Raw genomic sequence first — 23670 nt, 5'->3', positions numbered from 1 at the left:
TCAGCAGACCTGATATACCGTCAGAAACGCTCGTAAGCCCATATGCCCGGACGGGGCGAGCGTCTCGTCCCCGAAGACTTGCGGAGTGCCACACCCATGTCGGACGTTGCCTACGTCGGCCTGACGGCCGTGGTGTTCGCCCTCATCGGCCTGGCCGCCAAGGGGGTCGGTCGCCGGTGAACGTGGAGAACATCGTCGGTCTGATCGTCGCCGGTGCGCTGGTGATCTACCTCATCCTCTGCCTGATCTTTCCGGAGAAGTTCTAGGGGAGGGCGCGCATGGGCGACACAGCGGCGGGTTGGCTGCAGGTGACGGCCCTGGTGGTGGCGCTGGCGCTTTCCCACCGCCCGCTGGGCGATCATCTGGCACGCGTCCTGACCACCGGGCGGCACTGGCGCGCGGAGCGCCTGGTCTACCGGCTGGGTGGGGTGAACGGGGACGTCGACCAGCGGTGGCCGGTCTACCTGCGCAGCCTGCTGGCCTTCTCGCTGGTGTCGGTGCTGTTCCTGTACGCGTTCCTCCGCCTCCAGGACCGGTTCCTGCTCTCCCTGGGCCGGAAGCCGGTGCCGGCCGACCTGGCGTTCAACACCGCGGCGTCGTTCGTCACCAACACCAACTGGCAGGCGTACTCCGGCGAGGCGGCGCTGGGACACCTCGTGCAGATGGCGGGGCTGGCCGTGCAGAACTTCGTCTCCGCGGCGGTGGGCATCGCCGTGGCGGCCGCGCTGATCCGCGGCTTCACCCGGAACCGGACCGAACGCGTCGGGAACTTCTGGGCGGACCTGACCCGGCTGGTGCTGCGCGTGTTGCTGCCGATCGCCTTCGTCTTCGCCCTCGTGCTGGTGGCCGCGGGCGTCATCCAGAACCTCCACGGCGCCCATGGCATCGCCACCGTCGCCGGCGGCCACCAGAGCCTGCCGGGCGGGCCGGTCGCCTCACAGGAGGCGATCAAGGAGCTGGGCACCAACGGCGGCGGCTTCTTCAACGCCAACTCCGCCCACCCCTTCGAGAATCCCGGCGGCCTGACCAACCTGATCGAGATCTACCTGATGCTGGTGATCCCGTTCTCGCTGCCGCGGACTTTCGGCACGATGGTCGGCGACCGCCGACAGGGCTATGCGATCGTCACCGTGATGGTGCTGCTCTGGGCCGCCTCGGTCGCCCTGGTGACCGCCAACGAACTGCACCGCACCGGCAGCCCGGCCGGCCACGCGGCCGGGGCGATGCTGGAGGGCAAGGAGACCCGGTTCGGCATCTGGGCCTCGGCGCTGTTCGCCGTCTCCACCACCCTCACGTCCTGCGGCGCGGCCAACTCCGCCCACGACTCGTACACCCCCGGCGGCGGCGGAATGACGCTCTTCAACATGATGCTGGGCGAGATCGCACCCGGCGGCACCGGCTCCGGGCTCTACGGGATCCTGATCCTGGCGGTGGTCGCGGTCTTCGTCGCCGGGCTGATGGTCGGCCGCACCCCGGAGTACCTGGGCAAGAAGCTGCGCGGCCAGGAGGTGCGGTACGCGTCGCTCTACCTCCTGACCACGCCCGCGCTCGTCCTGGTCGGCGCGGGACTGGCCATGGCGTTGCCCGGTGAGCGGGCGGCCATGCTCAACCCGGGGGCGCACGGCTTCACCGAAGTGCTCTACGCGCTGACCTCGGCCGCCAACAACAACGGGTCGGCGTTCGCCGGGCTGAGCGCCGACACCGTCTGGTACAACACGGTCCTGGGTGTGGTGATGCTCCTGGGCCGGTTCCTGCCGATGGTGTTCGTCCTGGCGCTGGCCGGGTCGCTCGCCGGGCAGCAGCCGGTGCCGGTCACCGCCGGCACGCTGCCCACCCACCGGCCGCAGTTCGTCGGCCTGCTGACCGGCGTGACCCTGATCGTCGTCGGTCTGACGTACTTCCCGGCGCTGGCGCTGGGTCCCCTCGCGGAGGGTCTGCGCTGATGTCCTCGCCCGCCACTCCACCCGCCACTCCACCGGGTGCCGACCGTCGGCCGCAGCGCGTCTCCGGCGGGCTGCTGGACCCCCGGCAGCTGCTGCGGTCCCTCCCCGACGCACTGCGGAAGTTGGATCCGCGGGTGGTGTTCCACAGCCCGGTGATGTTCGTGGTCGAGGTCGGCGCGGCGCTGACCACGCTGGCGGCGATCCGGACGCCCACCGTCTTCGCCTGGGTGATCACGGCCTGGCTGTGGCTGACGGTGGTCTTCGCCAACCTCGCCGAAGCGGTGGCGGAAGGCCGCGGCAAAGCCCAGGCGGCGGCGCTGCGCCGGACCAAGACCGGCACGACGGCGCGGCGCCTTTCCGGCTGGCGGCCCGGCGCGGCCCACCTCGTCGAGGAGCAGGTGCCCGGTACCGCACTGCGGTTGGGCGACCACGTGGTCGTCGAGGCGGGGCAGCTCATTCCGGGCGACGGCGATGTGGTGGAGGGCATCGCGAGCGTCGACGAATCGGCCATCACCGGCGAATCGGCGCCGGTTATCCGCGAGTCGGGCGGTGACCGGTCGGCGGTGACCGGCGGCACGAAGGTGCTCTCGGACCGGATCGTGGTCGAGATCACCGCCAGGCCCGGGGAGACCTTCATCGACCGGATGATCGCCCTGGTGGAGGGGGCGGCCCGGCAGAAGACCCCGAACGAGATCGCGCTCACGATCCTGCTCGCCTCCCTCACGGTCATCTTCCTGGTCGCCGTGGCGACCCTCCAGCCGTTCGCCGTCTTCGCCGGTGCCGAGCAGTCCCTCGTCATCCTCGTCGCCCTGGTCGTGGCGCTCATCCCCACCACGATCGGCGCGCTGCTCCCGGCCATCGGCATCGCCGGTATGGACCGGCTCGTACAGCGCAATGTGCTGGCGATGTCGGGGCGCGCGGTGGAGGCCGCGGGGGACGTCAACACCCTGCTGCTGGACAAGACCGGCACCATCACCCTCGGCAACCGGCAGGCCGCCGCGTTCCTGCCGGTGCCCGGGGTGAGCGTCGAGGAGCTCGCCGACGCCGCCCAGTTGTCCTCCATCGCCGACGAGACCCCGGAGGGCCGCTCGATCGTCGTGCTCGCCAAGGAGCAGTACGCGCTGCGCGGCCGGGAAGCGGGCGAACTGGACGGGGCCGCGTTCGTCCCGTTCACCGCGCAGAGCCGGATGAGCGGTGTCGATCTCGACGATCCTCGGGAGCGCCGGTCGCTGCGCAAGGGCGCGGCGACCGCGGTGATGCGCTGGGTCCGCGACAACGGCGGTCATCCCACCGCCGAGGTCGGGCACCTCGTCGACGGCATCTCCTCAAGCGGCGGAACCCCGCTGGTCGTCGGCCAGGTGACCCGGCGCGGGGGCACGCCGGACGCCCGGGTGCTGGGCGTGGTCCACCTCAAGGACGTCGTCAAGCAGGGCATGCGCGACCGGTTCGACCAGCTGCGCCGGATGGGCATCAGGACTGTCATGATCACCGGCGACAATCCGCTGACCGCCCGCGCCATCGCCCAGGAGGCGGGCGTCGACGACTTCCTCGCCGAGGCCGCCCCCGAGGACAAGATCGCGCTGATCCGGCGCGAGCAGGAGGGCGGGAAGCTGGTAGCGATGACCGGCGACGGGACGAACGACGCCCCGGCACTGGCCCAGGCCGACGTGGGCGTGGCGATGAACACCGGTACCTCCGCCGCCAAGGAGGCCGGGAACATGGTCGACCTCGACTCCAACCCGACCAAACTCATCGAGATCGTCGAGATCGGCAAGCAACTCCTCATCACCCGGGGCGCGTTGACCACCTTCTCGATCGCCAACGACGTCGCCAAGTACTTCGCGATCATCCCCGCGATGTTCGCGAGCGTCCACCCGGGCCTGGACCGGCTCAACATCATGCGGCTGCACAGCCCGGCGTCGGCGATCACCTCCGCGATCGTCTTCAACGCGCTGATCATCATCGCGCTGATCCCGCTCGCGCTGCGCGGGGTGCGCTACCGCCCGTCCTCCGCCGCCGAACTCCTCGGCCGCAACATCTGGATCTACGGCCTCGGCGGCCTCGTCCTGCCGTTCCTCGGCATCAAACTGCTCGACCTCGTCATCCAGTTCGTCCCCGGCCTGCGCTGACGGACCGGCGACGAGAGGAGAACGGATCCATGGCGCACACCCCTCTTCCCCGCGCGCTCCGCCACCATCTGGCGGCCCTGCGCATGCTGCTGGTGTTCACCGCGCTCACCGGCATCGGCTATCCCCTCCTCGTCACCGGCATCGCGCAGGCCGGGTTCCCCGACCGGGCCAACGGCTCGCTGCTGACCGCGCACGGCACCGCGGTGGGCTCGCGCCTGATCGGCCAGAACTTCACCCTCCGCCGGCGGAGTCCGCGCGCTCCGCTGCCCGACCCCCGCTGGTTCCAGCCCCGGCCCTCCGCCGGCGGCTACGACCCCGGCAACTCGGGAGCCGGCAACCTCGGTCCGACCAACCCCGTGCTCACGGCGACCGTCCGGGCCCGCCGCGCCGCGGTCGCGGCGTTCGACGGGGTGCCCCCGGCGGCCGTCCCCGCGGACGCCGTCACGGGCAGCGGTTCCGGCCTGGATCCGGCGATCTCCCCGGCGTACGCGTACCAACAGGTCCGGCGGGTGGCACGGGCCCGCCGGCTCTCCGCCGCCACGGTCCGGCACCTGGTCTCCCGGCACCTCCACGGCCGCGACCTGGGCTTTCTGGGCGATCCTTACGTCAACGTCGTGGAGCTCAACCAGGCCCTGGCCGACGCGGCCGGTCCGGACGGCCCGAGGTTCAGGCGCGCGCCGGGCTGACGGACGCGAAGGCCACCCCGACCTCGTTGGCCAGCGTCACCGCGACCAGCCGGGCGGCCGGCGGCGGCGCGGCACCCGGGGCGCCCTGCAGCATGAACCGGCCGTGGAAGCGCCCACCGCGGCTCACCCGCAACTCCACCTCCACCCCGGCAGTCCGTCCCGGTCGGCGTCCCAGTGGCGACGTCCCAAGGTGATCGAGCCGTCCTCCAGCAGGCGGGGCGGTGGGCGCGCCACGCCGGACGGGGACGGACCGCTGCGGGGCGCGGCGGTGTCCGGCATTCTGGGCCGGCACCGTCCCGTGGGAGGAGGCGCCTGGATGGGCGCGACGTACGGCCTGGTGGCGGCGGTCTTCCTGGCCTCGGTGGTCGAGGCCGTGGAGGCGCTGACCATCGTCATGGCGATGGGTATGACCCGGGGTTGGAAGTCCGCCTGGGCCGGTACCGCGGCGGCCGCCGTGGCCCTCGCGGCCTTCACCGCCGCGGCGGGCTACGCACTGGCCACCTGGCTGCCCAAGGCCGCGCTGCAGCTGACCGTCGGCGCCCTGCTGCTGGTCTTCGGACTGCAGTGGCTGCGCAAGGCGATCCTCCGCGGCGCCGGGCTGAGGGCACGGCACGACGAAGCGGCCGCCTTCGCCGAGCAGACCTCCGCGGCCCGCGGCGCCGGGCGGGCCACCCGCTTCGGCCTGGACTGGTTCGCCTTCACGGTCTCCCTCAAGGGCGTCTTCCTGGAGGGGGTGGAGATCGTCTTCATCGTGATCACCTTCGGGACCAGCGCCCACAACGTGCCGGTGGCCGCCGGCACCGCGGCCGCCGCCGCGGTCTGCGTGGCGGTCGCCGGATACTTCGCCCACCGACCGCTGTCGCGGATCCCGGAGAACACTCTCAAGTACGGCGTCGGGCTGCTGTTGGCCGCTTTCGGCACGTACTGGGCGGTGGCGGGACTCGGCGTCTTCACACCCGACGGGGCGAGCATCGTGTGGTTCGGCCACGACTGGGCGATCCCCGTGCTGATCGCGGCCTGGTTCGCGGTGAGCCGCCTGCTGATCCGGGTCGCGCCGGCCGTCGCCCGACGCCCGGACCGCACCCCGCCGAACGAGTTCGAGGGAGCGCCGTGAACGTCCTCGCCCTCGCCAAGGGCTTCGTCCGCTTCTGGTACGCCTTCCTCATCGGCGACGACTGGAAGATCGCCGTGTCCGTGGTGGCGGTCCTGCTGGTCGGTGTGGTCGCGGTGCTCGCCGGCGCCGCTCCCGGCGGGCTGCTGGCCGCGCTGCTCGGCCTGCTGCTGATGGGCGGCTTCGCCGTCGCGCTGCTCCTCGACGTGGGCCGCCGCGGCCGTCGTTGACGAAGCGTCACCAGCATCGGACCTCCGACGCTCCCGGGCCGGCCGCCGAATCAGGAAAACGTCAACATAGCCGGGTTCCGCCGCGCGCCGGGCGGACCGGTGTGAACATGTCGGACAACCCATGTCCGCTCGGCCGCCCGAGGTCCCCCTCGCCGAACCAGGCGCCGTGGGACCGTGCAGGCAGGGTGAGGGAGGGGCCTTCGGTGGCGCCGAGAGTATCCGCCGACACAGCGGGCGAACGGCCGGGGAAGCTCAAGGTCTTCCTCGGTGCGGCGCCCGGGGTCGGCAAGACGTACCGCATGCTGGACGAGGGGCGCCGGCGCCTCAGACGCGGCACCGACGTGGTGGTGGCGTACGCCGAGTGCCACGGCCGGCGGCACACCGAGGAGATGCTCGCGGGGCTGGAGGTCGTGCCCCGGCTGCACCGCGCGTACCGCGGCACGAAGTTCACCGAGCTGGACCTCGACGCGGTCCTCGCCCGCCGCCCGGCGGTCGCCCTCGTCGACGAGCTGCCGCACACCAATGTGCCCGGCGGCCGCAACGCCAAGCGCTGGCAGGACATCGACGAACTGCTGGCCGCCGGGATCGACGTGGTCACCACCGTCAACGTCCAGCACCTGGAATCGCTCAACGACGTCGTCGAGAAGATCACCGGGGTCCCGCAACGGGAGACCGTGCCGGACGAGGTGGTCCGCCGCGCCCATCAGATCGAGCTGGTGGACATGCCCGCCGAGGCGCTGCGCCGACGCATGGCGCACGGCAACATCTACCAACCGGAGAAGGTGGACGCCGCGCTCGCGCACTACTTCCGCATCGGCAATCTGACGGCCCTCCGCGAACTCGCGCTGCTGTGGGTCGCCGGGCGGGTGGACGAGACCCTGCAGAAGTACCGTTCCGAGCACGGCATCGGCACCGTCTGGGAGACCCGCGAGCGCGTGGTGGTGGCGCTCACCGGCGGCCCGGAGGGCGAGACCCTGATCCGCCGCGCGGAGCGGATCGCGGACCGCTCCTCCGGCGGCGACCTGCTGGCCGTGCACGTCGCCCGCAGCGACGGTCTCGCCTACGCCTCCCCCGCCGCCCTCGCGAAACAGCGCGCCCTGGTCGAGAGCCTGGGCGGCAGCTACCACTCGGTCGTCGGCGACCATGTCCCCACCGCGCTGCTGGACTTCGCCCGCGCCGAGAACGCCACCCAACTCGTCCTGGGCACCAGCCGGCGCGGCTGGCTGTCCCGCCTGCTGGCGCCGCGCGGCATCGGGGAGGACACCGTGGAGCTCTCCGGGGACATCGACGTCCACATGGTCACGCACGGACGGGCCGGTCGCGGCCGTCGACTGTCGATCCCCGGCCGGCAGCTGCCGCACGCCCGCCGCATCGCCGGACCGGTCGCCGGCCTCGTGCTGCCCTTCCTCCTGACCGCCGTGCTCACCCACATCCGGGGCCCCCTCAACCTGACCAGTGAGGCGTTGCTCTTCCTGGTCACCGTCGTCGGCGTGGCCTGCCTCGGCGGTGTGGTCTCGGCGCTGCTGGCCTCCCTCACCGCGTCCCTGCTGCTGAACTACTACTTCATCCCGCCGAGCGGCGAGTTCACCATCACCGAGCCCAACAACGCGCTCGCGCTGGCCGTCTTCGCACTGGTCGCCGTCACCGTCGCGGTGCTGGTGGACCGTTCCCTGCGGCTGTCCCGGCGCGCCGCGAGCGCCACCGCCGAGGCCGAGACGCTGTCCTCGATGGCCGGCACCATCCTGCGCGGCGACCAGGGGGTGTCGGTGCTGCTGGAACGCACCCGCGAGACGTTCGGCATGGAGTCCGCCGACCTCGTCCCGCGCACCGATCAGGAGACCGGGGCCGACGTCGACGGTGCCGGCCTGGTGAAGGTGCCGGCCGGGCCGGACCTGCTCCTCGTCCTCCGCGGCCGCCGCCTGCCCGCCTCCGAACACCGCGTACTGACCGCCTTCGCCGCCCACCTCGCTGCCGCCCTCGACCACGCGCGCCTCATGGAGGCCGCCGCCGAGGTCGAACCCGTCAAGGCGGCGGACCGGCTGCGGACCGCACTGCTGGCCGCGGTCAGCCACGACCTGCGCACTCCGCTGGCGAGCGGGCGGGCCGCCATCAGCTCCCTGCGCAGCACCGACGTGGACTTCACCACGGTGGAACGGGACGAACTGCTGGCCACCGCAGAGGAGTCGCTCATCGAGCTCAACCGCCTGGTCGACAACCTGCTCGACATGAGCCGGCTCCGCGCCGGCGCCCTCTCCCTGCACCTCCAACCCACCGCCTTCGCCGACGTACTGCCGCTGGCCCTGTCGACGCTGGCCACGACACCGGTGCGGATCGCCTCCCGGGGGCTGGCGGAGGTCTGCGACGTCCTGGCCGACCCGCCGCTGCTGGAACGGGTCATCGCCAACCTCGTCACCAACGCGGTGCGCCACTCCGCCGCGGCCCAACCGGTGCTGATCACCGCCAGCTCGCTGGGCCCGCGGGTCGAACTGCGGGTCGTCGACCGGGGACCGGGGCTGCGCCCGGAGGACCGGGACCGGATCTTCGTGCCCTTCCAGCGGCTGGGCGACCGGGACAACACCAGCGGCCTGGGGCTGGGTCTGGCCCTCTCCCGAGGCCTGGCCGAGGCGATGGGCGGCACCCTCACCCCCGAGGACACCCCGGGAGGCGGGCTGACCATGGTCCTCTCCCTGCGCGCCGCCGCGGCGGCCGAGCCGGTGGAGGCGGTGGACCCCGGCTAGCCGACCACCGCGCCCCCGCTGGGACGCACAACAGCGCACCAGGCGAAGGGAATCCGAAGGAGGAGGCAGGTCGATGGATACAGGGGCCGTGGCCGTGCTGGCGGGGATCGCCGCCTTCGGCGGGCTGCTCGGCGTGCTCGCCGGCCTGCACGGGCTGCGTCAGGTCCGCCGGGTGCAGCGGACGGGCGGGTACGTGCCGGCCCTGGTCAAGCAGCCCCCGGTCAGGAGCGCGGACGAGTCGCCCGCGCCCCGCCCGCTGCTCCAGTTCGTGACGGACGACGGCCGGATCATGGAGATCGTCTGCCCCGTGGCGCCGGCGCGCCGCCGTCCGCTCGCCGACGGGGACCGCGTGCTCCTCCGCTACGACCCCGCCGATCCCCGTACGGTCGTCGTCGAGGGCCGCGAACGCCTGGGAGTGGAGCGTGCGTTCATCGCCGGCGGTGCGGTCGTCCTCGTCCTGTCCCTGGTGCTGCTCACGGTGGCGTGCACGCACCGTTGAACGGCGCCCGCTCCGGGCGTGTGCCGGTCGGGCCTGCGGTCCTCCACGGCATCGAACGGGCCGGCGAGCCGTCGAGGACCGATCCCCTCAGAACCGGTCCGGGAACTTCACACCGGCCACCAACAGCCCGACCAGTGCCACCGCCACCAGCACCCCCACGATGCGCTCCGCGCTCACCACGCCACCACCGGCACGGCCCCACCACGGTTTTCCACCACGGACCTCCTCGTACGCTCCGCCCGATCGGGATCCGCTCCACCGTGGCGGCCGGCACCGCCCGTGTGTGTACGGCGGCCGGTTCCCTAACGGAATCCGAACGGCGCGGCCGCCGTCGGGCACGCGTCGCGGCGGCGCAGTCGGGGTCCGCTGCCCGGCGCGGCTCGGAGCAGGGGCGCTACGCGCGCTCGGCGGCGCTGCGTTCGATGCAGAGTTCGTTGCCCTCGGGGTCGGCCAGGGTCACCCAGCCGGTTCCGTCGGGCCTGCGGTGATCGCCAACCACCGTGGCCCCCAAGGCGAGGACGCGTTCCACTTCCTCGTCCCGCGACCGGTCCTGGGGTTGCAGATCGACATGCACCCGGTTCTTGACGGTCTTGGCATCCGGCACCGTGACGAACAGCAGCGTCGAGCCCGGCGCGGTGACCAGCGCCTCGGGGTCGCCTGGAAAGTCGTCGTCGGCCAGCGAGCCGTCGAGGACCTCGGCCCAGAACCGTGCGAGGCGGTAGGCGTCGGAGCAGTCGAAAGTGAGGTGCCGTACGAGAGAGGACATGCGGCGCACTATTCGGCAGTGCCGGGTGCCCGTCCAGCGGATTTGCCCGTGCGGCGGTTGCGGCCGAGAACTTGAAAGCGACAGCGAACCCGCGGCGATCGGCCCACAACAGTCACCCATTTGGCCTATATAGTGAGAAATGTAGCCACCGTACATCCACAACCCGGGAGCTAGGCGTGGCTCGCATCACCATCAACGGCGTGACTGTCGACCCGTTGGCCCAGTCCGCAGAGCTGGCCAGTGAATCGCTGGTCTTCGAGGATGCTTCGGCATCAAACTATCTGCTTGTCCAAACCACGCATGTGCCCACCGCGGCGGAGAAGGAACAGCTGTCGGCACTGGGTGTGGTCATCCACGAGTACGTACCGGACAGTACTTATCTGTGCGGATACCGACCGTCCGACCTGGAAGCCGTCCGGGCCCTGCCGTTCGTGGCCTGGGCGGACGTCTACCTCAAGGGCTTCAAGCTCGCCCCGTCGCTGCGCTCGGGCCGACTGCGGCCCGGAATCGCCGTTCTCGCCGAACCGTTGGAAGCGGCGAAGCCCCGTACCCGCACCGTTGACGTCGTCCTGCACCAGGACGTCGATCCGAGCGGGACCGACGTGCGGGAGCGGATCGCCTCGGCCGGTGGAGTGGAGGTCGGCGACGTCCGATCCGGCCGCCAGAAGGTGCGTATGACGGTGCCGGAGGAGAACCTCACCGCACTGACGTCCCTGGACGAGATACGGCACGTCGAGGAAGTCCCCGACATGGTGCTGTACAACTCCGTTGCCGGGGGGCTCCTGCACGCGCGGGTCTCCCACAACGGCACGGATTTCCGGGGCGCGGAGCAGGTGGTGGCCATCGCCGACACCGGTCTCGACAAGGGCTCCACCCAAGACGTGCACCCGGCGTTCCAAGGCCGGGTCAAGCGCCTGATCGCGCTGGGCCGCACCGGGCCGGACCGGACCGACGACCCCGACGGGCACGGCACCCACGTGGCCGGCTCGGTCCTCGGCGACGGCACGTCCGCGTCGATGGGCGGCGCCATCGCCGGCACCGCTCCCGAGGCGACCCTGGTCCTGCAGTCGCTGCTCGACGGCAACGGCGCACTGAGCGGCATCCCGACCGATCTGCAGGATCTGTTCGAGCCGCCCTACACCGAGGACGGGGCACGGGTCCACACCAATTCCTGGGGCCCGGTCCGGCCGAGCCTGCCCTACAACGAGCAGTCGACCGAGATCGACCAGACGGTGTGGAACAACAAGAACCTCGTCATCTGCTTCGCCGCGGGCAACGCCGGCCGTGACCTGGGCGGCGTCGGCCGGATCAGCCCGGCCTCCGTCAGCGGCCCGGCCGCGGCCAAGAACTGCCTCACCGTCGGCGCCAGCGAGAGCGAACGCCCCGATATCCCGCTCACCTACGGCGAGTTGAGTTCGTCGTCCTTCCCGGTCGATCCGATCCACGACGACCGGCAGGCGGACAACTCCGCCGGGATGGCGGCGTTCAGCAGCCGAGGCCCCACGCAGGAGGGCCGCATCGCGCCGGACGTCGTCGCCCCGGGCACGTCGATCCTGTCGACCCACTCGCGTGCGGCGAAGTTCAGCACGGTCTTCGGGGATTCCGACGACCCGGACTTCTTCTTCGACAGCGGCACGAGCATGGCCACGCCGCTGGTCGCCGGGTGTGCGGCGGTGCTGCGCGAATCCCTGGTGAAGAACGGCACCCCCGATCCGAGTGCCGCACTGGTCAAGGCGATGCTGATCAACGGCGCCGACGACCTCCCCGGCCAGTACGACCCGACCGAGGCCGGCCCCTCCCCCAACAACAATTCCGGCTTCGGCCTGGTCAACCTGGAACAGGCCATCGTGCTGCCCGACGCGGGAAACCAGGCGGGCTTCGCCGACGAGGGCCCGCTGGACCAGGACCAGGAGCGTCCGTTCACCCTCACGGTCCCGCCGGGCGGCAGTCACCAGCTGAAGATCACGCTGGTCTGGACGGATCCGCCCGGTCCTGCCCTGCAGAACGACCTCGACCTGATCGTCCGGGCGGGCGGGCAGGAACGCCACGGGAACATGGGCACGGACACCGGCTTCGACCGTGTCAACAACGTCGAGCAGGTGCGTTGGGCCGACATCCCGAGCGGGGACGCCCAGATCGTCGTCCGCGCGCACCGGATCACACAGTTCGCCCAGCCGTACGCCGTGGCCTGGCGCCTGTCCTGACGGGCCGGCTCCCCACCGGCCCGGTCGGCCAGCGCCACCTGGCGCCGGACGGTGTCATACGGCGTGCTGTGTCAAGGCGCCGGCCGTCGCCAGGAGTTCGGGGAGCGTCCCGGCGAAGGTCGGCAGCAGTTGGAGGCAGACGGCCCAGGCATCGACGTCCGTGCCCAGATGCTCCTGGGCAAGGGCCTCGGCCCGAACGCACACCGACTGCCCGGTCGCGCCGGAGAGTTGGGCGCCGGACTCGTCGTCGGGCCCGGCGCCCAACCCGTCGCCGGGCTGGTGGTCGACGTACTGCTGAAGGCTGTGGAGGGCGGCGCGGGCCGGCGCCGCCCGGGTCAGGAGATCGGTGGGGGTGAGTCGGCCGCTGCCGAGCCCGTTGGGTATCCAGTCCGCTCCCCAGACGGGGAGGTCGTCCAGGGCCGCCAGCAGGAGCGGGCGCGGGCAGTCCGGTTCCTGCAACAGGGCGCTCAGCAGCTCCCCGTCCAGGGACCCGGCCTCCTGAGCCGCCGTGAGGGCGGGCCAGGGTGGTGCCAGGCCCTCGCTGCGGAGCCGTTGCAGCCGGTCCCTGGGCTGGCTGGTCGACGCGGCGAGGTACGCCAGCAGCGTCTCCGGCGACTCCGCTTCGGCGAGCCGGGTGCGCAGCAGCGCCAGGCCGTCGGGGGTGTCCAGCAGCTTCGCCGTGCGGCGGCGGAGGGTGACCGGGAGGTGGTCCATCGCCAGGATCTCGCGGACCGCATCGGGGCCGCCGCGCTCCCAGACGGCGACCAGCACCCGCAATCGGGAGGCCGGGAGGTGCAGCGACCGCAGCCGCGCCAGGATCCTGCGCGCCACGCCAAGGTCCCCGGATCCCAGGCCGGTGGCCAGTTGTACGCGGGGATAGTCGGCGTCGGGATCGTCCAGGACCGCGAGCAGTTCGTCCGGGACCGGTCGGCTGCCGCCGTCCCGCAGTCGGCCGGCCAGCATCCGTGCGCACTCGGCCTGGTCGAGGCGGCCGTACCGGAACAACGTGGCGTCCACCGCGGGCTCGTCGAGGTCGAGGAGGTACCGCAGCTTCTCGTCGGAGAGGGCGTATCCGGCGGCCATCGCCACCTGGGCGGACCGGCCGTGGGCGGCCACCACCGCGGCGCGGACCGCCGGCGACGGGTTGCCGAAGACGAGGAGCTGCTGCACGGCCCGCGCGTCGAAGTACGGCACGACCGCGCACTGGACCTCCTCGGAGGCGCACGCGAACACCTGCAGGAAGGTGGGCCGGGCGTGCTCGGGCGACTCGGCCGGGAACTGCGCCGGGACCGGCCGCGGCCAGCTGGTGTGGCGCTTCCTGCGGGCGTGCGGCGAGGTGGCGTCCGCGACGAGTGCGGTGACGCTGCCGCGGGCCGTACTCATGCGGGCGTAGAACGTCAGCCAGTTGGCGGGGTCGGTGCCGAGCGCGTCCAGGAGGTGCGCGAGTGCCTTGCGCGTCGGTTCGTGGTCGAGCGGCAGATAGGTCAGCACCGCCTCGGCCGGGGCCACTTCGGCCAGTACCCGCTCCACGGACAGCCGACCCGTGCGGATACCGGGCTCAAGACCGAAGAAGAACACCGCATTGCGCTCGTCGTCGTCCGCCCACGGCCCGGTGAACGCCTCGATGGGAAGGTCGGCGGCGTGCCTCGCGGTCCCGATCGGGTCCTCCCGGAAGCTCTCCCACACCAGGTCGGCCGGGCAGCCCTCCCACTGGGTGAGCAGGAGCAGCGGACTCTCCGCCCGGGGGTCGGTCGTGGGGAGGTTGGCGCGGCAGAACGGCATGCGCGCCTGCTCGCGCAGGATCAACTCCCAGTCCAGGCCCTCGGGCTTGGCCGTGAAGTCGTCGTACCCGCAGCGCAGCGTCGCCAGCGCGTACAGGTGCTCCGGGTCGGCCCACTCCCCGGCCGGCCGGTGCCGCCGGAGGAACGCCTCCGGATCGGGGGCGGCGATGGCCGCGCGCACCAGGTCAGGCAGCCACGGATGGCAGGCGCTCATGATGGGGACCTGGTCGTGCAGGGAGAGATAGTCGACGAGGGGTTCGATGGTGCCCCAGAGGCCGAGGAGACTCAGACAGGCATCGACGACGGCCGGTGGCGGGAGGTACGCGCAGAATGCGCCGAGGCCCTCCACGGAGAGCCCCGCGAACCCGTGGGTCAGCACCAGCGCCATGAGGGGACTGTCGACGTCGTAGACCACTGACAGCAGGCCGTCGTCGGCATACCAACGGGAGTCCCAGAAGTCGGCGGCGTCCAGGAGGATCGGCAGCAGCCCGGGGGCCTCCACCATCGCGCGTACCGAACTGCCGTCGTCGGCGCGGTACTCCGCGTCCCACAGCGCCCGTCCGACCAGCGGATCGCCGGTCTCCGCCGCCGCGGCGAGCCACTCCACGGGGTCCGCCTCCAGCGCGGCCCGCAGCTGCCCGGCGTCCCTGCCCAGGAGCTCGTCGACCATCTTCTCCGGCAGTCCCAACCGGTCGGCGAGGAGGGCGAGCAGTGGTCGCCGCATCCGCTCGGCGAGTGCGTCGGCGGTGGCCGGGTCGGCGAGGCTCAGCGCCAGACGAAGCGCGGAGCGGGAGCTGTCGCTCACGGGTCGGGTCCCTTCACGGCGTGGCTGGCGGCTGGAGCAGGCACATCGGTGCACGACGCCGCACGAAACGGTCCGTCCGCACCGGCTCCTGCGTTGTCGCGCATGCCTGGTTGCGCATGCCTGGTTGCGCATACGTTCTTGATCGTGGCACAGACCACTGACAGTGCCCGGCGGGACCCAACTCCCCTGTGGAAAACCGGCGTTCCGGCCTGCGCGCGAAGTGCGGCAGCGGCCGGTCCGACACCCGCCCGCCTGACAGGCCGGAGGGGGGTGCGCAACGGCCGCCGCGCCTCACCCCGCCGGGCGCGCCTCCCCGGAGTCCGGCTGACCGGCATCCGGCTGGCCGGCCAGGAGGCGTTCGACCAGGGCGGTGACCAAGTCCCGCCGCTGCTCCTCCGAGAAGAGCTCGGGGAGGGTGAGGCGTTCGACGATCAGCCAGTTGAGGGCCAGGTACAGCAGGACCACCGTGGTCGCGTCGCCCGGCAGGCCGGACGTGAGGTGGTAGTTGACGTTCAGGTCCACATCGGTGCGGATGCGGCGGGTCAGGACCTCGCGCAACTGGGGACGGCGGGCGGCCTCCAGACGTAGTTCCAGCAGGGCCAGGAAGCCGGTCGGGAAGGCCGCCACCCGTTCCACGAGGTCGTGCATGAGCCCCGTGACGCGGGCGCGGTCGCGCGGGCCTTCCTGGCCGGAGGCGATCAGCGCCTCGTCCGGCTCCAGGCGCTCGTACACGCGGTCGCCGGTCTGAGTGAGCATCTCGTCGCGGTTGGCGAAGTAGTTGGAGGCCGTTCCCACCGGAACGCCCGCCTGCTGGTCGACCGCGCGGAACGTCAGGCCGCGTGCGCCCTCGCGGGCCAGCACCTCGATGGCGGCGTCGAGCAGTGCCGCCCTTCGTTCGGGATTGCGTCGCACCATGATTGACACCACTCCAGTTGTAGTACTACGGTCCAGTCACTCCAAACAAAGTACTACACCCGAAGTTGTTTCGGGGATTCGAGGTCCTGCATGCGCAAGCTCGTGTACTACGTCGCGGTCTCCATCGACGGCTTCATCGCGGGCCCGGACGGGGAGTTCGACTTCTACCCGGAGGCGCCGGACATGGTCGACCACCTGCGCGCCGAGTTCCCCGAGACCAACCCGACCCATATCCGCCCGCACATCGGGCTGGAGGGAGCGCCCAACAAGCGCTTCGACACCGTCATCATGGGGCGCGGCACCTACCAACCGGCCCTGGACGCCGACGTGACGAGCCCCTACGCACACCTTCGGCAGTACGTCGTCTCGCGCTCGCTCCCCGAGATCGCGGACCCGGCCGTGGAACTCGTACCCGACGACCCGATCGGCCTGGTGCGCGGGCTCAAGGCCGAAGCCGGCGACGGCGACATCTGGCTGTGCGGCGGGGGCGTGCTGGCGGCACAGCTCCTGCCGGAGATCGACGAACTGCTGCTCAAGCAGTACCCGGTGGTCGCCGGCGGCGGCCTGCCGGTCTTCGCGGGACGGTTCAGCCCCCGTCCGTTCACCCTGGTGGAGACACGCACCTTCAGCCACGGCGGGTCGCTCAGCACCTACCGCCCGACCAGCTGAGTTCGCCACCGGCGGACACCTCGGCGCCCCATGGCGCGGCCGCCGGCCCCGACCCGCCCCGACCGCGGACTCCCGACGGCTCACCACCCGGGTCCGACCGGCCGGAACCGGGGGCCGGATGCGACCCGTTCGGGCAGGCCGTCGATGCGCGGCCGAGCAGGCGCGGCGGCTCGGTGACCGGAACCCCGGACACCCGCACCGCCGCGCCACCCCTCACCCGGCACCGTTCCCACCGGCGTGACCGGCAGGCCGGTCCGTTAGGAATCGGAGGCCGGGCTGCGTTCGGCGGTGCCGCGACGGCGTCGGCGGACGAGCGAGGCGACGAGGGCCAACAGCCTGCGCAGCAGCCCGCGACGCGGACGCCTCTCGGCGGAAGAGGAGGGCGTGGGGGGAAGCGAGGAGGGAGCGGGCGAGGCGGCGGGTGCGGTTTCGCCGTGCGGCCTGGCCGGCGGGGTGGGGTGCTGCGCGGGAACGGGTGCCGCCGGGCCCTGCGGCGTGGGCGGATCGGCGGGTGCGGACGGGGCTGACGGGCGCTGCTCTGGCGGGCGTGCGTTGCGGCGGGCCTCGGCGCGTACGAGCGCGCCGAGGGCGGCGAAGATGTCGGGCATGCCGGAACTCCTGCGTGGCGAAGGCGTGGACGCTGGTGCGGCAGGTCGCGGCGGCCCCATCGGCCCGGTTGCGGGGAGGGCGGGGCGTGCTGCGCGACGGGGCTCGCTCAGCAGCGCAGAACGGTCACCCGCGCGGGCGTGCCGGTGGCGGCAGCCGGGAGGACGGCACGAGGGGCGGTGTGCCCCGGCGCGTCCGAGGACTCCCCCGCGGCGGATTCCCGCAGGGCTTTGCCGCTCGGCCCGGTCGGGACGTGCGGACGCAGATGGCAGGCCGTGGCGTGGCACAACCGCCGGAAGCCGTTGCCCGGGTGATGGTGCGCGTCGCTCGACGGCGCCAGGACGTACCCCGTGGTGTCGCAGGTCCGTTCCGCTGTGCCGCCGAGGGCAGGGGCACCGGCGTGCGTGGGGCACTTGCCGGTGGCGGACGACGCGGCGTCGGAGTAGCCGGCGGTCAACGCCGTGATCAGCAAGGCCAGCAGGGCCAGGAGGAAGAGCATGCGGCAGCCGCCGGTCGCCGCCGAGCGGCCGGTGCCGGAGGTGTCACGCATGCGGATCTCCCAACGCTCTTCCGGGAAGGGGATCCCCTGGGAGAGATCGGGACATTCGGGAGAGAGTGGAAAGTGTCGGTTATTCCACTCGTTCCGGCTATGAGTCGTATATGTGATCCCACTCCGCGGCGGAGATCCGGCGCATCGCCTCCGCGTGCGCCGCGACGGGCTCCGGCTCCCCGAGCCGCAGCCGGCCGCAACGTAACCGGCAGCCACGGCGCCCTCCACGGCGAACGGCCTCGGGCGGCGGCCTTTCGAGGACAAGCGGCGGGGGCGCGTCGTGCGGCCGCGGTTCGGTGTGGCTGGAGCGGTGCTTCAGAGGGGGCGCGTGAAGGTGACCCGGTCCAGGGACGGGCCGTCGTAGTCGGCGATCGGGGCGGAGTTGGTGAAGCCCATGGCGTTGTGGAAGGCGACGGAGCGGCTGTTCGAGGGGGAGGTGATCGCCTTGACGAGGCTGCGGCCGTCGGCGCGCGCCAGCTCGAAGAAGCGCTCGTAGAGGAAGCGGCCGAGGCCGGAGCGGCGCCAGGCGGGGGCGACGCCGATGAAGTGGATGTACGCCTCGTCGGGCTTGGACGGTGAGAGGAAGCCGATGACGAAACCGGCCAGCTCGCCGTCGCGCTCGGCGATCAGGCTGGTCGCGAAGAAGTGGTCGACGAAGACCCGCGTCAGGTCGCGGGAGGCGGGGCGGCCCCACCATTGGTCGATCACCCCGACGACGGTGTCGAAATCCTCCGGCTCCGCCGGGCGCGTCGTGAAGGGCTCCAGGGTGCCCGTGCCCGGCGCGCCGAGTTTCCTGCGGAAGACCACCCGGTGCTGCCCGGGGCCGTCGTAGTCGCTGTGTACGGGCAGGCCGCGGGCCTCGTGGCCACCGGGGTCCAGCTCGAAACCCATGGCCGTGTGGAAGGCGACGGAACCGGTGTTGTGCGGTGAGGTGACGGCGCACACCTCGGTGCGGCCGGCCGCGGCGGCGCGCTCGAAGAAGCGGGTGTAGAGCCGGCGGGCGATGTCCTGCCGGCGCAACTGCGGGTCCACGCCGACGAAGTGGACGTATGCCTGGTGTCCGTTGTCCGCGGAGTGGAAGCCGACCAGGAACGCCCGGATGCCGGTCGGGTCCTCCAGGACCAGGCTGGTCCCGGCGAAGTGCTGGAGGAACAGCCGCGGCAGCAGCAGTGACAGCTCCCGGGCCTGTTGGGGGCTGCGGGAATCGCCCCACCACTTCTGGACGCACTCCACGAGAGCGGGGTGGTCGGCCGTGCGGGCCCGGCGTATGGGGTGCATGCCCTGCCTTTCCGTCGGTTCGGCTGCCGTCGTTCTTTCTCGCGCGTGGGGACGGTCATCGTCGAGCCTACTTTTGCGAGAGGGCAGCCGGCCTGGTTCGGGCCACCGGGCGGCCCACGGGGATCTCCGCTCCCCCGGCGCGGGCGCCCGTCACGGCCGCCGTCGGCGGCTCAGCCCTCCGTGCTGACGGCCTTGTCGTACAGGGACTTGATGGCGTCGTTGAAGTACGGGCTGTAGGAGATGTCGTCGGTGTCGCCGCCGGTTTGATAGCCGCCGATGACGCCGACGACCTCGCCGGTGCGGGTGGTCCGGTCGAAGTTGGCCAGCCAGGGGCTGCCGCTGGTGCCGCCGCTGTATCCGGTGCAGTCCACCTTCATCTGGTCCGTCTGGAACTTCACGGTCGTGTTGGCGCAGGAGATGGGGTCCTCGCCGCTCGCCGGATAGCCGGTGATCTTCACATGGTTGTCGTAGCCGACGTTGTAGCCGAAGCGGTTGGCTCCCAGCACGTCGGCGATCCGCTTGCCGTCCAGCTTGTCGACGACGGCGAAGCCCACGTCGAAGGCGGGGTCGGAGGACTGTGTCCAGCGGTCGTCCACGATCATCTTGGTGATCTTCCAAGTGCCGTTGGGCGCCTGCCCGTCGCGGTATCCGGGGACGAAGGCCAGGTCGGTCTGGTAGCCGCCGCCCTTGCCGCCGTGGAGGCAGTGTGCCGCGGTGATGACGATGGACTTCTTCGGACTGTCAACGACGCTTCCGGTGCAGAAGTGGTCGCCGGTCCCGTCGTGGCTGAACACCGCGCCCACGCGGGCGTTCGCCGTGGTGGGCGGCGGGGTGTGGGAGACCCCCGGCTGGTGGCGGAACGGGTGGGCGTCACGCATCCGGGCGGCCGACCACCCTTGAGGGTGCTGCGCCGATGGCGTGGCGGAGGCGGAGGGCGAGGCGGACATCATGCTGCCCGCGGCAGGCACCTCCCGGCCGGCACAGCCCGAGGCGGCGGCGAGCACGGCCAGGACGGCGACCATCACAGCGAACCTTTGGTTCATGGCGGGATCGTAGGGCACCGGCCCGGGGTGGCGGTACGTAGCGAATCCAGCGGCGTCCCGTCCACCCGGAGGTCGGCCCACCGGTGGTGTCCGGGTTGTCGACCAGCCCGCACGGGCGCACTCCGCCGGCGGCAGCTCCTGCCCGGACGGCCGCCGGGCCGCTCGCCTCGCCCCTCGCACCCCGCCCCTACGGCGAACTCCTCCGCAAGCGGCAGACGCCACCCTGGCCAGCGGGTGCCGCAGGGGCATCAACTCCAAGGCTGAGCTGACGAGTTGGCTGTTCCCTCAGGGAACGCGTGTCGGCGCGGTGCAGGCAGGAGGGGTCGTGCGACGGCCCGGCGCGGGAGTGCCTGTCACTCGCTCTCGCGGGCGCGGGCGTAGTAGTGGGAGAACCGCTCCAGTGGCTCGCCGTCCGCGCTCCACGGCCAGGGCGCGCCCATGCCGCCGGTGGCGCGCAGGGCGTTCGCGGCCTCGCCCGGCCGCGCGGCCTTGATCAGCGCGTAGGCCAGCAGGTTCAGATCGGCGAGTGCCTGGGCGTGGTCGAGGAACCCCGGGCTCGGCCAGTAGTGCGACGCCTGGTCGAGCGCCGCGACCGCGTCGTGGCGACGCCAGAACTCGCCGGCGCCGAGGGCCGACACCCCTCCGGGGGCCATGGCCCGCTGGTGGTTGCGGACGAGGGCGGTGAGTTCCAGGCCGGCCGCGGGGGCGTTCGGGGGCATCGCGGAGCGGACGCTGTCGAGCAGGTCCAGCACCTGGCTGCTGGAACCGCACTCGTCCGGCGAGAGGTAGCCCAGGGCCTGGAGGTGGGCCTCCCGGTTCCACGGGTCACGGGCCTTGATCTCACGCCAGATCGCCGCCAGTTCGGTGGACGGATGCCGTTCCAGGCGGAGCGTGGCCAGGTACACGATCCAGGGTGTGGGGTCGGCGGGCAGCAGCTCGGCCGCGAGGCGGCAGGTCTCCCGGGTGGCGTCGAGATCGACGGTGGCCCCGTCCTGTCCCGCTTGCAGCAGGTCGGACCAGGCATGCAGCAGCAGGGCATGCTGGTTGCGCGGGTTGTGCTGCCGCCAGATGCCAGGCAGGGCGCGCCCCGCGGACCAGGCGAGCACGCGGAGACGGTGTGCCTTGCGGTCCCAGTCCTCCCCGGCGTCGTCGAGCGTCTCCGCCATCAGGGCCATGACAGGCGTATCGAGCGAACCGCGGTCCCAGCAGGTCTCGACGCGCCGCCGGACGCGGCCCAGGTCGGCATCGTCGAGTTCGGGGAGCAAACGGGGACGACTGCCTTTGCGGCGTCTGAAGACGGGCATTCCGCGGTGGCCTTCCGGATGAGGTGCGGGCGGGACGGGGTCCCGGCATCGTACGGGCGTCGACCGGCCACGCAATCCGCCGCCCGCACTCCGAGACGCACCCGATACTCAGGCCCATCCGTTCAGATCCCGGAACATCCTCGTCCAGAACCTTCACCCACATGGGCCCCATTTTCAACTATTTTGTCAGATACTTGTCATTTATTGAGCGAATCCGTGCGTTGTACGGAGCGTCGTTCCGCTACGGCGCTCACCCGGGGACGACCACCGGATCCTCCTCCGGGGACAGTCGGGCGTAGCGCACCGGCCCGGTAAGCGGCACCCCGCCCACGACCGGTGACTGGGCAGTCTCCGTGCCCAGGGCGACGAGGACCCAAGTGCCGTCGGGGAAGACGGCCGTGGCGGTGGTTCCTTCGACCGCGCACTGTACCCGCGGAGGCGCGGAATCCGTGCCTCGGCCGGTGAGGCCGACCAGGGCGACGTGCACGGTCCGTGCCGTCGAGCGCCGGCCGACGGCATGCGGTACAGCCGTGTGACGGCCGAAGGCGCTGGTGCCCTCAGCGGTCGCCACGGCCACCTCGCAGTGGCCGGCGAGGGAGACGAACGTGCTGGTCAGGCCGTCTTCGGTGACGGCTGCCGCCCAGCGTCCGGCAGTCCGGACACGGGGTGGCCGCCCGCCCGCGACCTGCCAGCCGCTGTCGTACACCGGCAGGTGCGGGGGTGCGTCGACCAGATGGGCACGCAGTTCGTACGCTCCGTGGACCACGCTCGCGGTCTCGATCCGGGCGTCGGAGTCCGCCCTGCCATGCCAGACCGGCCGGTGCCAGGACGCGGCGTAGCGGTCCTGGAGGTGCAGGCGGTGGATGCGGGTGCGGCGGGACGGTCCGAGCTCGGGGTGGAGGAGGGCCACATGGTTGTCGGGCCGGCGGCGGTGCGGGGCGCCGGTGCCGTGGTACGGGCCGGTCGCCGTGGAGTAGGCGAAGCGTGCGTAGTGCGGATCCCCGTCCGCCCGCACCGGGGCGCGGGTGCCGCTCCCGGCGCCGCCCGCTGCCGGGTCGCCGGTTGCCTGGTCGGCCGTGGCGTAGTTGTCGCTGCCGTGGTTGACGAGTCGGACGATGCCGTCCGCGCGGGTCGCCGAGATCACGAAGCCGGGGACGGGCAGGGCCTGGATCCGATCGCACCGCTCGACCGGCAGCGGCTCCTCCGGGTACGTCCAGCACGGGTGGTCGGCCGGCAGCAGGAGGCCGAGGAATGCCTTGGAGAGCCAGTACGGGGACGCCGGACCGGAGTAGCCCTGCACCAGCGGCGGGTACGGCCCGTACCAGCCGAGGGTGGCGATCCCGTTCCGATCGCGGAACCCCCGGTCGGTGAAGTGCCGCAGCGCGCCGCTGGCCAGCCGCCGGGTCTGGCCCGGACTGAGCGGGGTGGCGTCGACCAGCGCTCCCATCCACGGTGCGGTGGCCGCCGCGAACCGGTAGATCAGGGAACGTCCCTGGTGCACGGGGGCTCCGTCGGCGCCGAAGAAGAGCGCGTAGTCCGCCAGGAACCGTCGCAACCGCGCCCTGAACACCGGCAGCCGCCCCGCCGGGTCCGTCGTGCGCCCGCCCGCCATCAGGGCCCACAGGAGGGGGTAGGTGTGCAGGGCCCAGCCGTTGTAGTGGTCGAAGTTGTCCGCGGTGCGGGCGTCGCCGCCGTCGCGGTACCAGCCGTCGCCGACGTAGAACTCCTCGGTGCGCGCCAGGCCGGCGTCGATCGCGGCGCGGTCGTGGGCGCCGCCGACACCGGCCAGGAACTCGCCGACGATCACCCGGAACAGGTGCCAGTTGTTGTCGGGGATCCGCAGTCCCCAGGCACCCTGCAACCAGCCGACGACCCGTTCCCGGACCGCGTCCGGCAGGTGGTCCCACAGCCACGGCCGGGTGAGGTGCAGGCCGAGCGCGAGGGAGCACGCCTCGACGAGTGTCTGCCGGCACTCCTGGCCGAGGGCCGGCCAGGCTTCGGGGTGTCCCGGGTCGGTGCCGGCGCCGATGCCCTCGGCGTATGACTGGAGCAGTCCGGCGGGCGCTTCCCCGCCGCAGCCCGCGGTGCGGAAGGCCAGCAGCAGGAACGTCCGTGCGAAGCCTTCGAGTTGGTCGGAGTCGGCGCCCGACGAGGAGGGCCGGCCGGGCAGCAGGAGGCGGGCGCCGGACGGGGACGCGAAGCGGTGCGCGTCCGTCAGCAGCCGGTCGGCGACGGCCAGCCAGTGGGCGCGGCCGAATCCGGTGAAGGGGGACAGCGTGCGGTCCTCGGGCGGCAGTGGCGGTCCGGTCCGGATCGTGTGCGGCATGGGTCTCCTTGAGGCGTTGCGGCCTGGTGGCGGGCGGCCACCGTGGTGTGCTGCTCTTGTGGTGTTGTGCTCCGGCACCCCGTAGCA

The 23670-nt window shown here is 72.2% G+C and carries 21 protein-coding genes; 10 read left to right on the top strand and 11 right to left on the bottom strand.

The features are described 5' to 3' along the window. The first annotated feature begins 176 nt into the window (after positions 1–176). The 4 genes from kdpF to kdpC are packed head-to-tail and all read left to right on the top strand — an operon-like array spanning position 177 to position 4758. Positions 177–266, top strand: a complete 90-nt coding sequence (gene kdpF, locus CG747_RS23315; RefSeq protein WP_100603742.1) for a K(+)-transporting ATPase subunit F — start codon at positions 177–179, stop codon at positions 264–266. Between the two features lie 12 nt (positions 267–278). Further along, positions 279–1943 carry a potassium-transporting ATPase subunit KdpA gene (gene kdpA, locus CG747_RS23310; RefSeq protein ID WP_100603741.1) on the top strand — a complete coding sequence of 555 codons (1665 nt, stop codon included), beginning with the start codon at positions 279–281 and terminating at the stop codon, positions 1941–1943. Beyond that, a complete protein-coding gene (gene kdpB, locus CG747_RS23305) occupies positions 1943–4072 on the top strand; it encodes a potassium-transporting ATPase subunit KdpB (protein WP_100603740.1) in 2130 nt (709 codons plus the stop codon). Before kdpA ends, kdpB begins: the two co-directional genes overlap by 1 nt. A 29-nt stretch (positions 4073–4101) precedes the next feature. Further along, a complete protein-coding gene (gene kdpC, locus CG747_RS23300; RefSeq protein WP_100603739.1) occupies positions 4102–4758 on the top strand; it encodes a potassium-transporting ATPase subunit KdpC in 657 nt (218 codons plus the stop codon). Here kdpC and CG747_RS49720 read toward each other — a convergent pair. After that, the gene (locus CG747_RS49720; protein WP_257980652.1) at positions 4739–4885 is read right to left on the bottom strand and encodes a hypothetical protein; all 147 of its coding nucleotides are present in this window, start codon (positions 4883–4885) and stop codon (positions 4739–4741) included. The genes kdpC and CG747_RS49720 overlap by 20 nt on opposite strands. 189 nt (positions 4886–5074) lie before the next feature. On the opposite strand from CG747_RS49720, the gene CG747_RS49715 reads away from it, so the two are divergent. From CG747_RS49715 to CG747_RS23275, 4 genes are all read left to right on the top strand, one after another. Further along, positions 5075–5872, top strand: a complete 798-nt coding sequence (locus CG747_RS49715) for a TMEM165/GDT1 family protein (RefSeq protein WP_257980651.1) — start codon at positions 5075–5077, stop codon at positions 5870–5872. Next, on the top strand, positions 5869–6099 hold the full coding sequence (locus tag CG747_RS23285) for a hypothetical protein (protein WP_100603738.1): 231 nt from the start codon (positions 5869–5871) through the stop codon (positions 6097–6099). The genes CG747_RS49715 and CG747_RS23285 overlap by 4 nt, the downstream gene beginning before the upstream one ends. Before the next feature lie 203 nt (positions 6100–6302). Beyond that, on the top strand, positions 6303–8837 hold the full coding sequence (locus CG747_RS23280) for an ATP-binding protein (protein ID WP_100603737.1): 2535 nt from the start codon (positions 6303–6305) through the stop codon (positions 8835–8837). 73 nt (positions 8838–8910) lie between these two features. Beyond that, on the top strand, positions 8911–9336 hold the full coding sequence (locus CG747_RS23275) for a DUF3592 domain-containing protein (RefSeq protein WP_100603736.1): 426 nt from the start codon (positions 8911–8913) through the stop codon (positions 9334–9336). Between the two features lie 87 nt (positions 9337–9423). On the opposite strand, the gene CG747_RS23270 is transcribed toward CG747_RS23275, so the two are convergent. Continuing rightward, on the bottom strand, positions 9424–9513 hold the full coding sequence (locus tag CG747_RS23270; protein WP_100603807.1) for a K(+)-transporting ATPase subunit F: 90 nt from the start codon (positions 9511–9513) through the stop codon (positions 9424–9426). Between the two features lie 217 nt (positions 9514–9730). Continuing rightward, positions 9731–10102 (bottom strand): VOC family protein, encoded by a 372-nt coding sequence (locus tag CG747_RS23265; RefSeq protein ID WP_100603735.1) that lies wholly within the window; start codon positions 10100–10102, stop codon positions 9731–9733. Positions 10103–10278: 176 nt separating this feature from the next. Between CG747_RS23265 and CG747_RS23260 the strand changes: the two genes are divergently transcribed. Further along, a complete protein-coding gene (locus CG747_RS23260; RefSeq protein WP_100603734.1) occupies positions 10279–12306 on the top strand; it encodes a S8 family serine peptidase in 2028 nt (675 codons plus the stop codon). 54 nt (positions 12307–12360) lie between these two features. Here CG747_RS23260 and CG747_RS23255 read toward each other — a convergent pair whose 3' ends face one another. Beyond that, positions 12361–14892: a hypothetical protein gene (locus CG747_RS23255; RefSeq protein ID WP_100603733.1), complete on the bottom strand. Its 2532-nt coding sequence runs from the start codon at positions 14890–14892 to the stop codon at positions 12361–12363. 291 nt (positions 14893–15183) lie between these two features. Beyond that, positions 15184–15807, bottom strand: coding sequence for a TetR/AcrR family transcriptional regulator (locus tag CG747_RS23250; protein WP_100603732.1), 624 nt, complete (start codon positions 15805–15807; stop codon positions 15184–15186). 90 nt (positions 15808–15897) lie between these two features. On the opposite strand from CG747_RS23250, the gene CG747_RS23245 reads away from it, so the two are divergent. After that, positions 15898–16476, top strand: coding sequence for a dihydrofolate reductase family protein (locus CG747_RS23245; protein WP_100603731.1), 579 nt, complete (start codon positions 15898–15900; stop codon positions 16474–16476). 257 nt (positions 16477–16733) lie between these two features. Here the strand turns inward: CG747_RS23245 and CG747_RS47380 are convergent, their stop codons facing one another. The 6 genes from CG747_RS47380 to CG747_RS23220 form a co-directional block, all read right to left on the bottom strand. Continuing rightward, a complete protein-coding gene (locus CG747_RS47380; protein ID WP_146022137.1) occupies positions 16734–17084 on the bottom strand; it encodes a hypothetical protein in 351 nt (116 codons plus the stop codon). 107 nt (positions 17085–17191) lie between these two features. Beyond that, complete coding sequence (locus CG747_RS23240; RefSeq protein WP_100603730.1) at positions 17192–17632, bottom strand: hypothetical protein; 441 nt, start codon at positions 17630–17632, stop codon at positions 17192–17194. A gap of 315 nt (positions 17633–17947) precedes the next feature. Beyond that, a complete protein-coding gene (locus tag CG747_RS23235; protein WP_100603729.1) occupies positions 17948–18910 on the bottom strand; it encodes a GNAT family N-acetyltransferase in 963 nt (320 codons plus the stop codon). A gap of 170 nt (positions 18911–19080) precedes the next feature. Next, positions 19081–19953, bottom strand: coding sequence for a serine protease (locus CG747_RS23230; protein WP_257980650.1), 873 nt, complete (start codon positions 19951–19953; stop codon positions 19081–19083). Positions 19954–20306: 353 nt separating this feature from the next. Next, complete coding sequence (locus tag CG747_RS23225) at positions 20307–21218, bottom strand: hypothetical protein (RefSeq protein ID WP_257980649.1); 912 nt, start codon at positions 21216–21218, stop codon at positions 20307–20309. 289 nt (positions 21219–21507) lie between these two features. Beyond that, positions 21508–23583, bottom strand: a complete 2076-nt coding sequence (locus CG747_RS23220) for a DUF2264 domain-containing protein (RefSeq protein ID WP_100603727.1) — start codon at positions 23581–23583, stop codon at positions 21508–21510. Positions 23584–23670 lie beyond the last annotated feature (87 nt).

Source organism: Streptomyces sp. CB02959 (assembly GCF_002803155.1).
GTDB lineage: Bacteria > Actinomycetota > Actinomycetes > Streptomycetales > Streptomycetaceae > Streptomyces.
This window is presented reverse-complemented; position numbering and strand designations above follow the sequence as displayed.

Coding starts and splice junctions, on each gene's coding strand:
- kdpA (WP_100603741.1), top strand. CDS start 279: ATGGGCGACACAGCGGCGGGTTGGCTGCAGGTGACGGCCCTGGTGGTG.
- kdpB (WP_100603740.1), top strand. CDS start 1,943: ATGTCCTCGCCCGCCACTCCACCCGCCACTCCACCGGGTGCCGACCGT.
- kdpC (WP_100603739.1), top strand. CDS start 4,102: ATGGCGCACACCCCTCTTCCCCGCGCGCTCCGCCACCATCTGGCGGCC.
- CG747_RS49715 (WP_257980651.1), top strand. CDS start 5,075: ATGGGCGCGACGTACGGCCTGGTGGCGGCGGTCTTCCTGGCCTCGGTG.
- CG747_RS23275 (WP_100603736.1), top strand. CDS start 8,911: ATGGATACAGGGGCCGTGGCCGTGCTGGCGGGGATCGCCGCCTTCGGC.
- CG747_RS23265 (WP_100603735.1), bottom strand. CDS start 10,102: ATGTCCTCTCTCGTACGGCACCTCACTTTCGACTGCTCCGACGCCTAC.
- CG747_RS23250 (WP_100603732.1), bottom strand. CDS start 15,807: ATGGTGCGACGCAATCCCGAACGAAGGGCGGCACTGCTCGACGCCGCC.
- CG747_RS23245 (WP_100603731.1), top strand. CDS start 15,898: ATGCGCAAGCTCGTGTACTACGTCGCGGTCTCCATCGACGGCTTCATC.
- CG747_RS47380 (WP_146022137.1), bottom strand. CDS start 17,084: ATGCCCGACATCTTCGCCGCCCTCGGCGCGCTCGTACGCGCCGAGGCC.
- CG747_RS23240 (WP_100603730.1), bottom strand. CDS start 17,632: ATGCGTGACACCTCCGGCACCGGCCGCTCGGCGGCGACCGGCGGCTGC.
- CG747_RS23235 (WP_100603729.1), bottom strand. CDS start 18,910: ATGCACCCCATACGCCGGGCCCGCACGGCCGACCACCCCGCTCTCGTG.
- CG747_RS23230 (WP_257980650.1), bottom strand. CDS start 19,953: ATGAACCAAAGGTTCGCTGTGATGGTCGCCGTCCTGGCCGTGCTCGCC.
- CG747_RS23220 (WP_100603727.1), bottom strand. CDS start 23,583: ATGCCGCACACGATCCGGACCGGACCGCCACTGCCGCCCGAGGACCGC.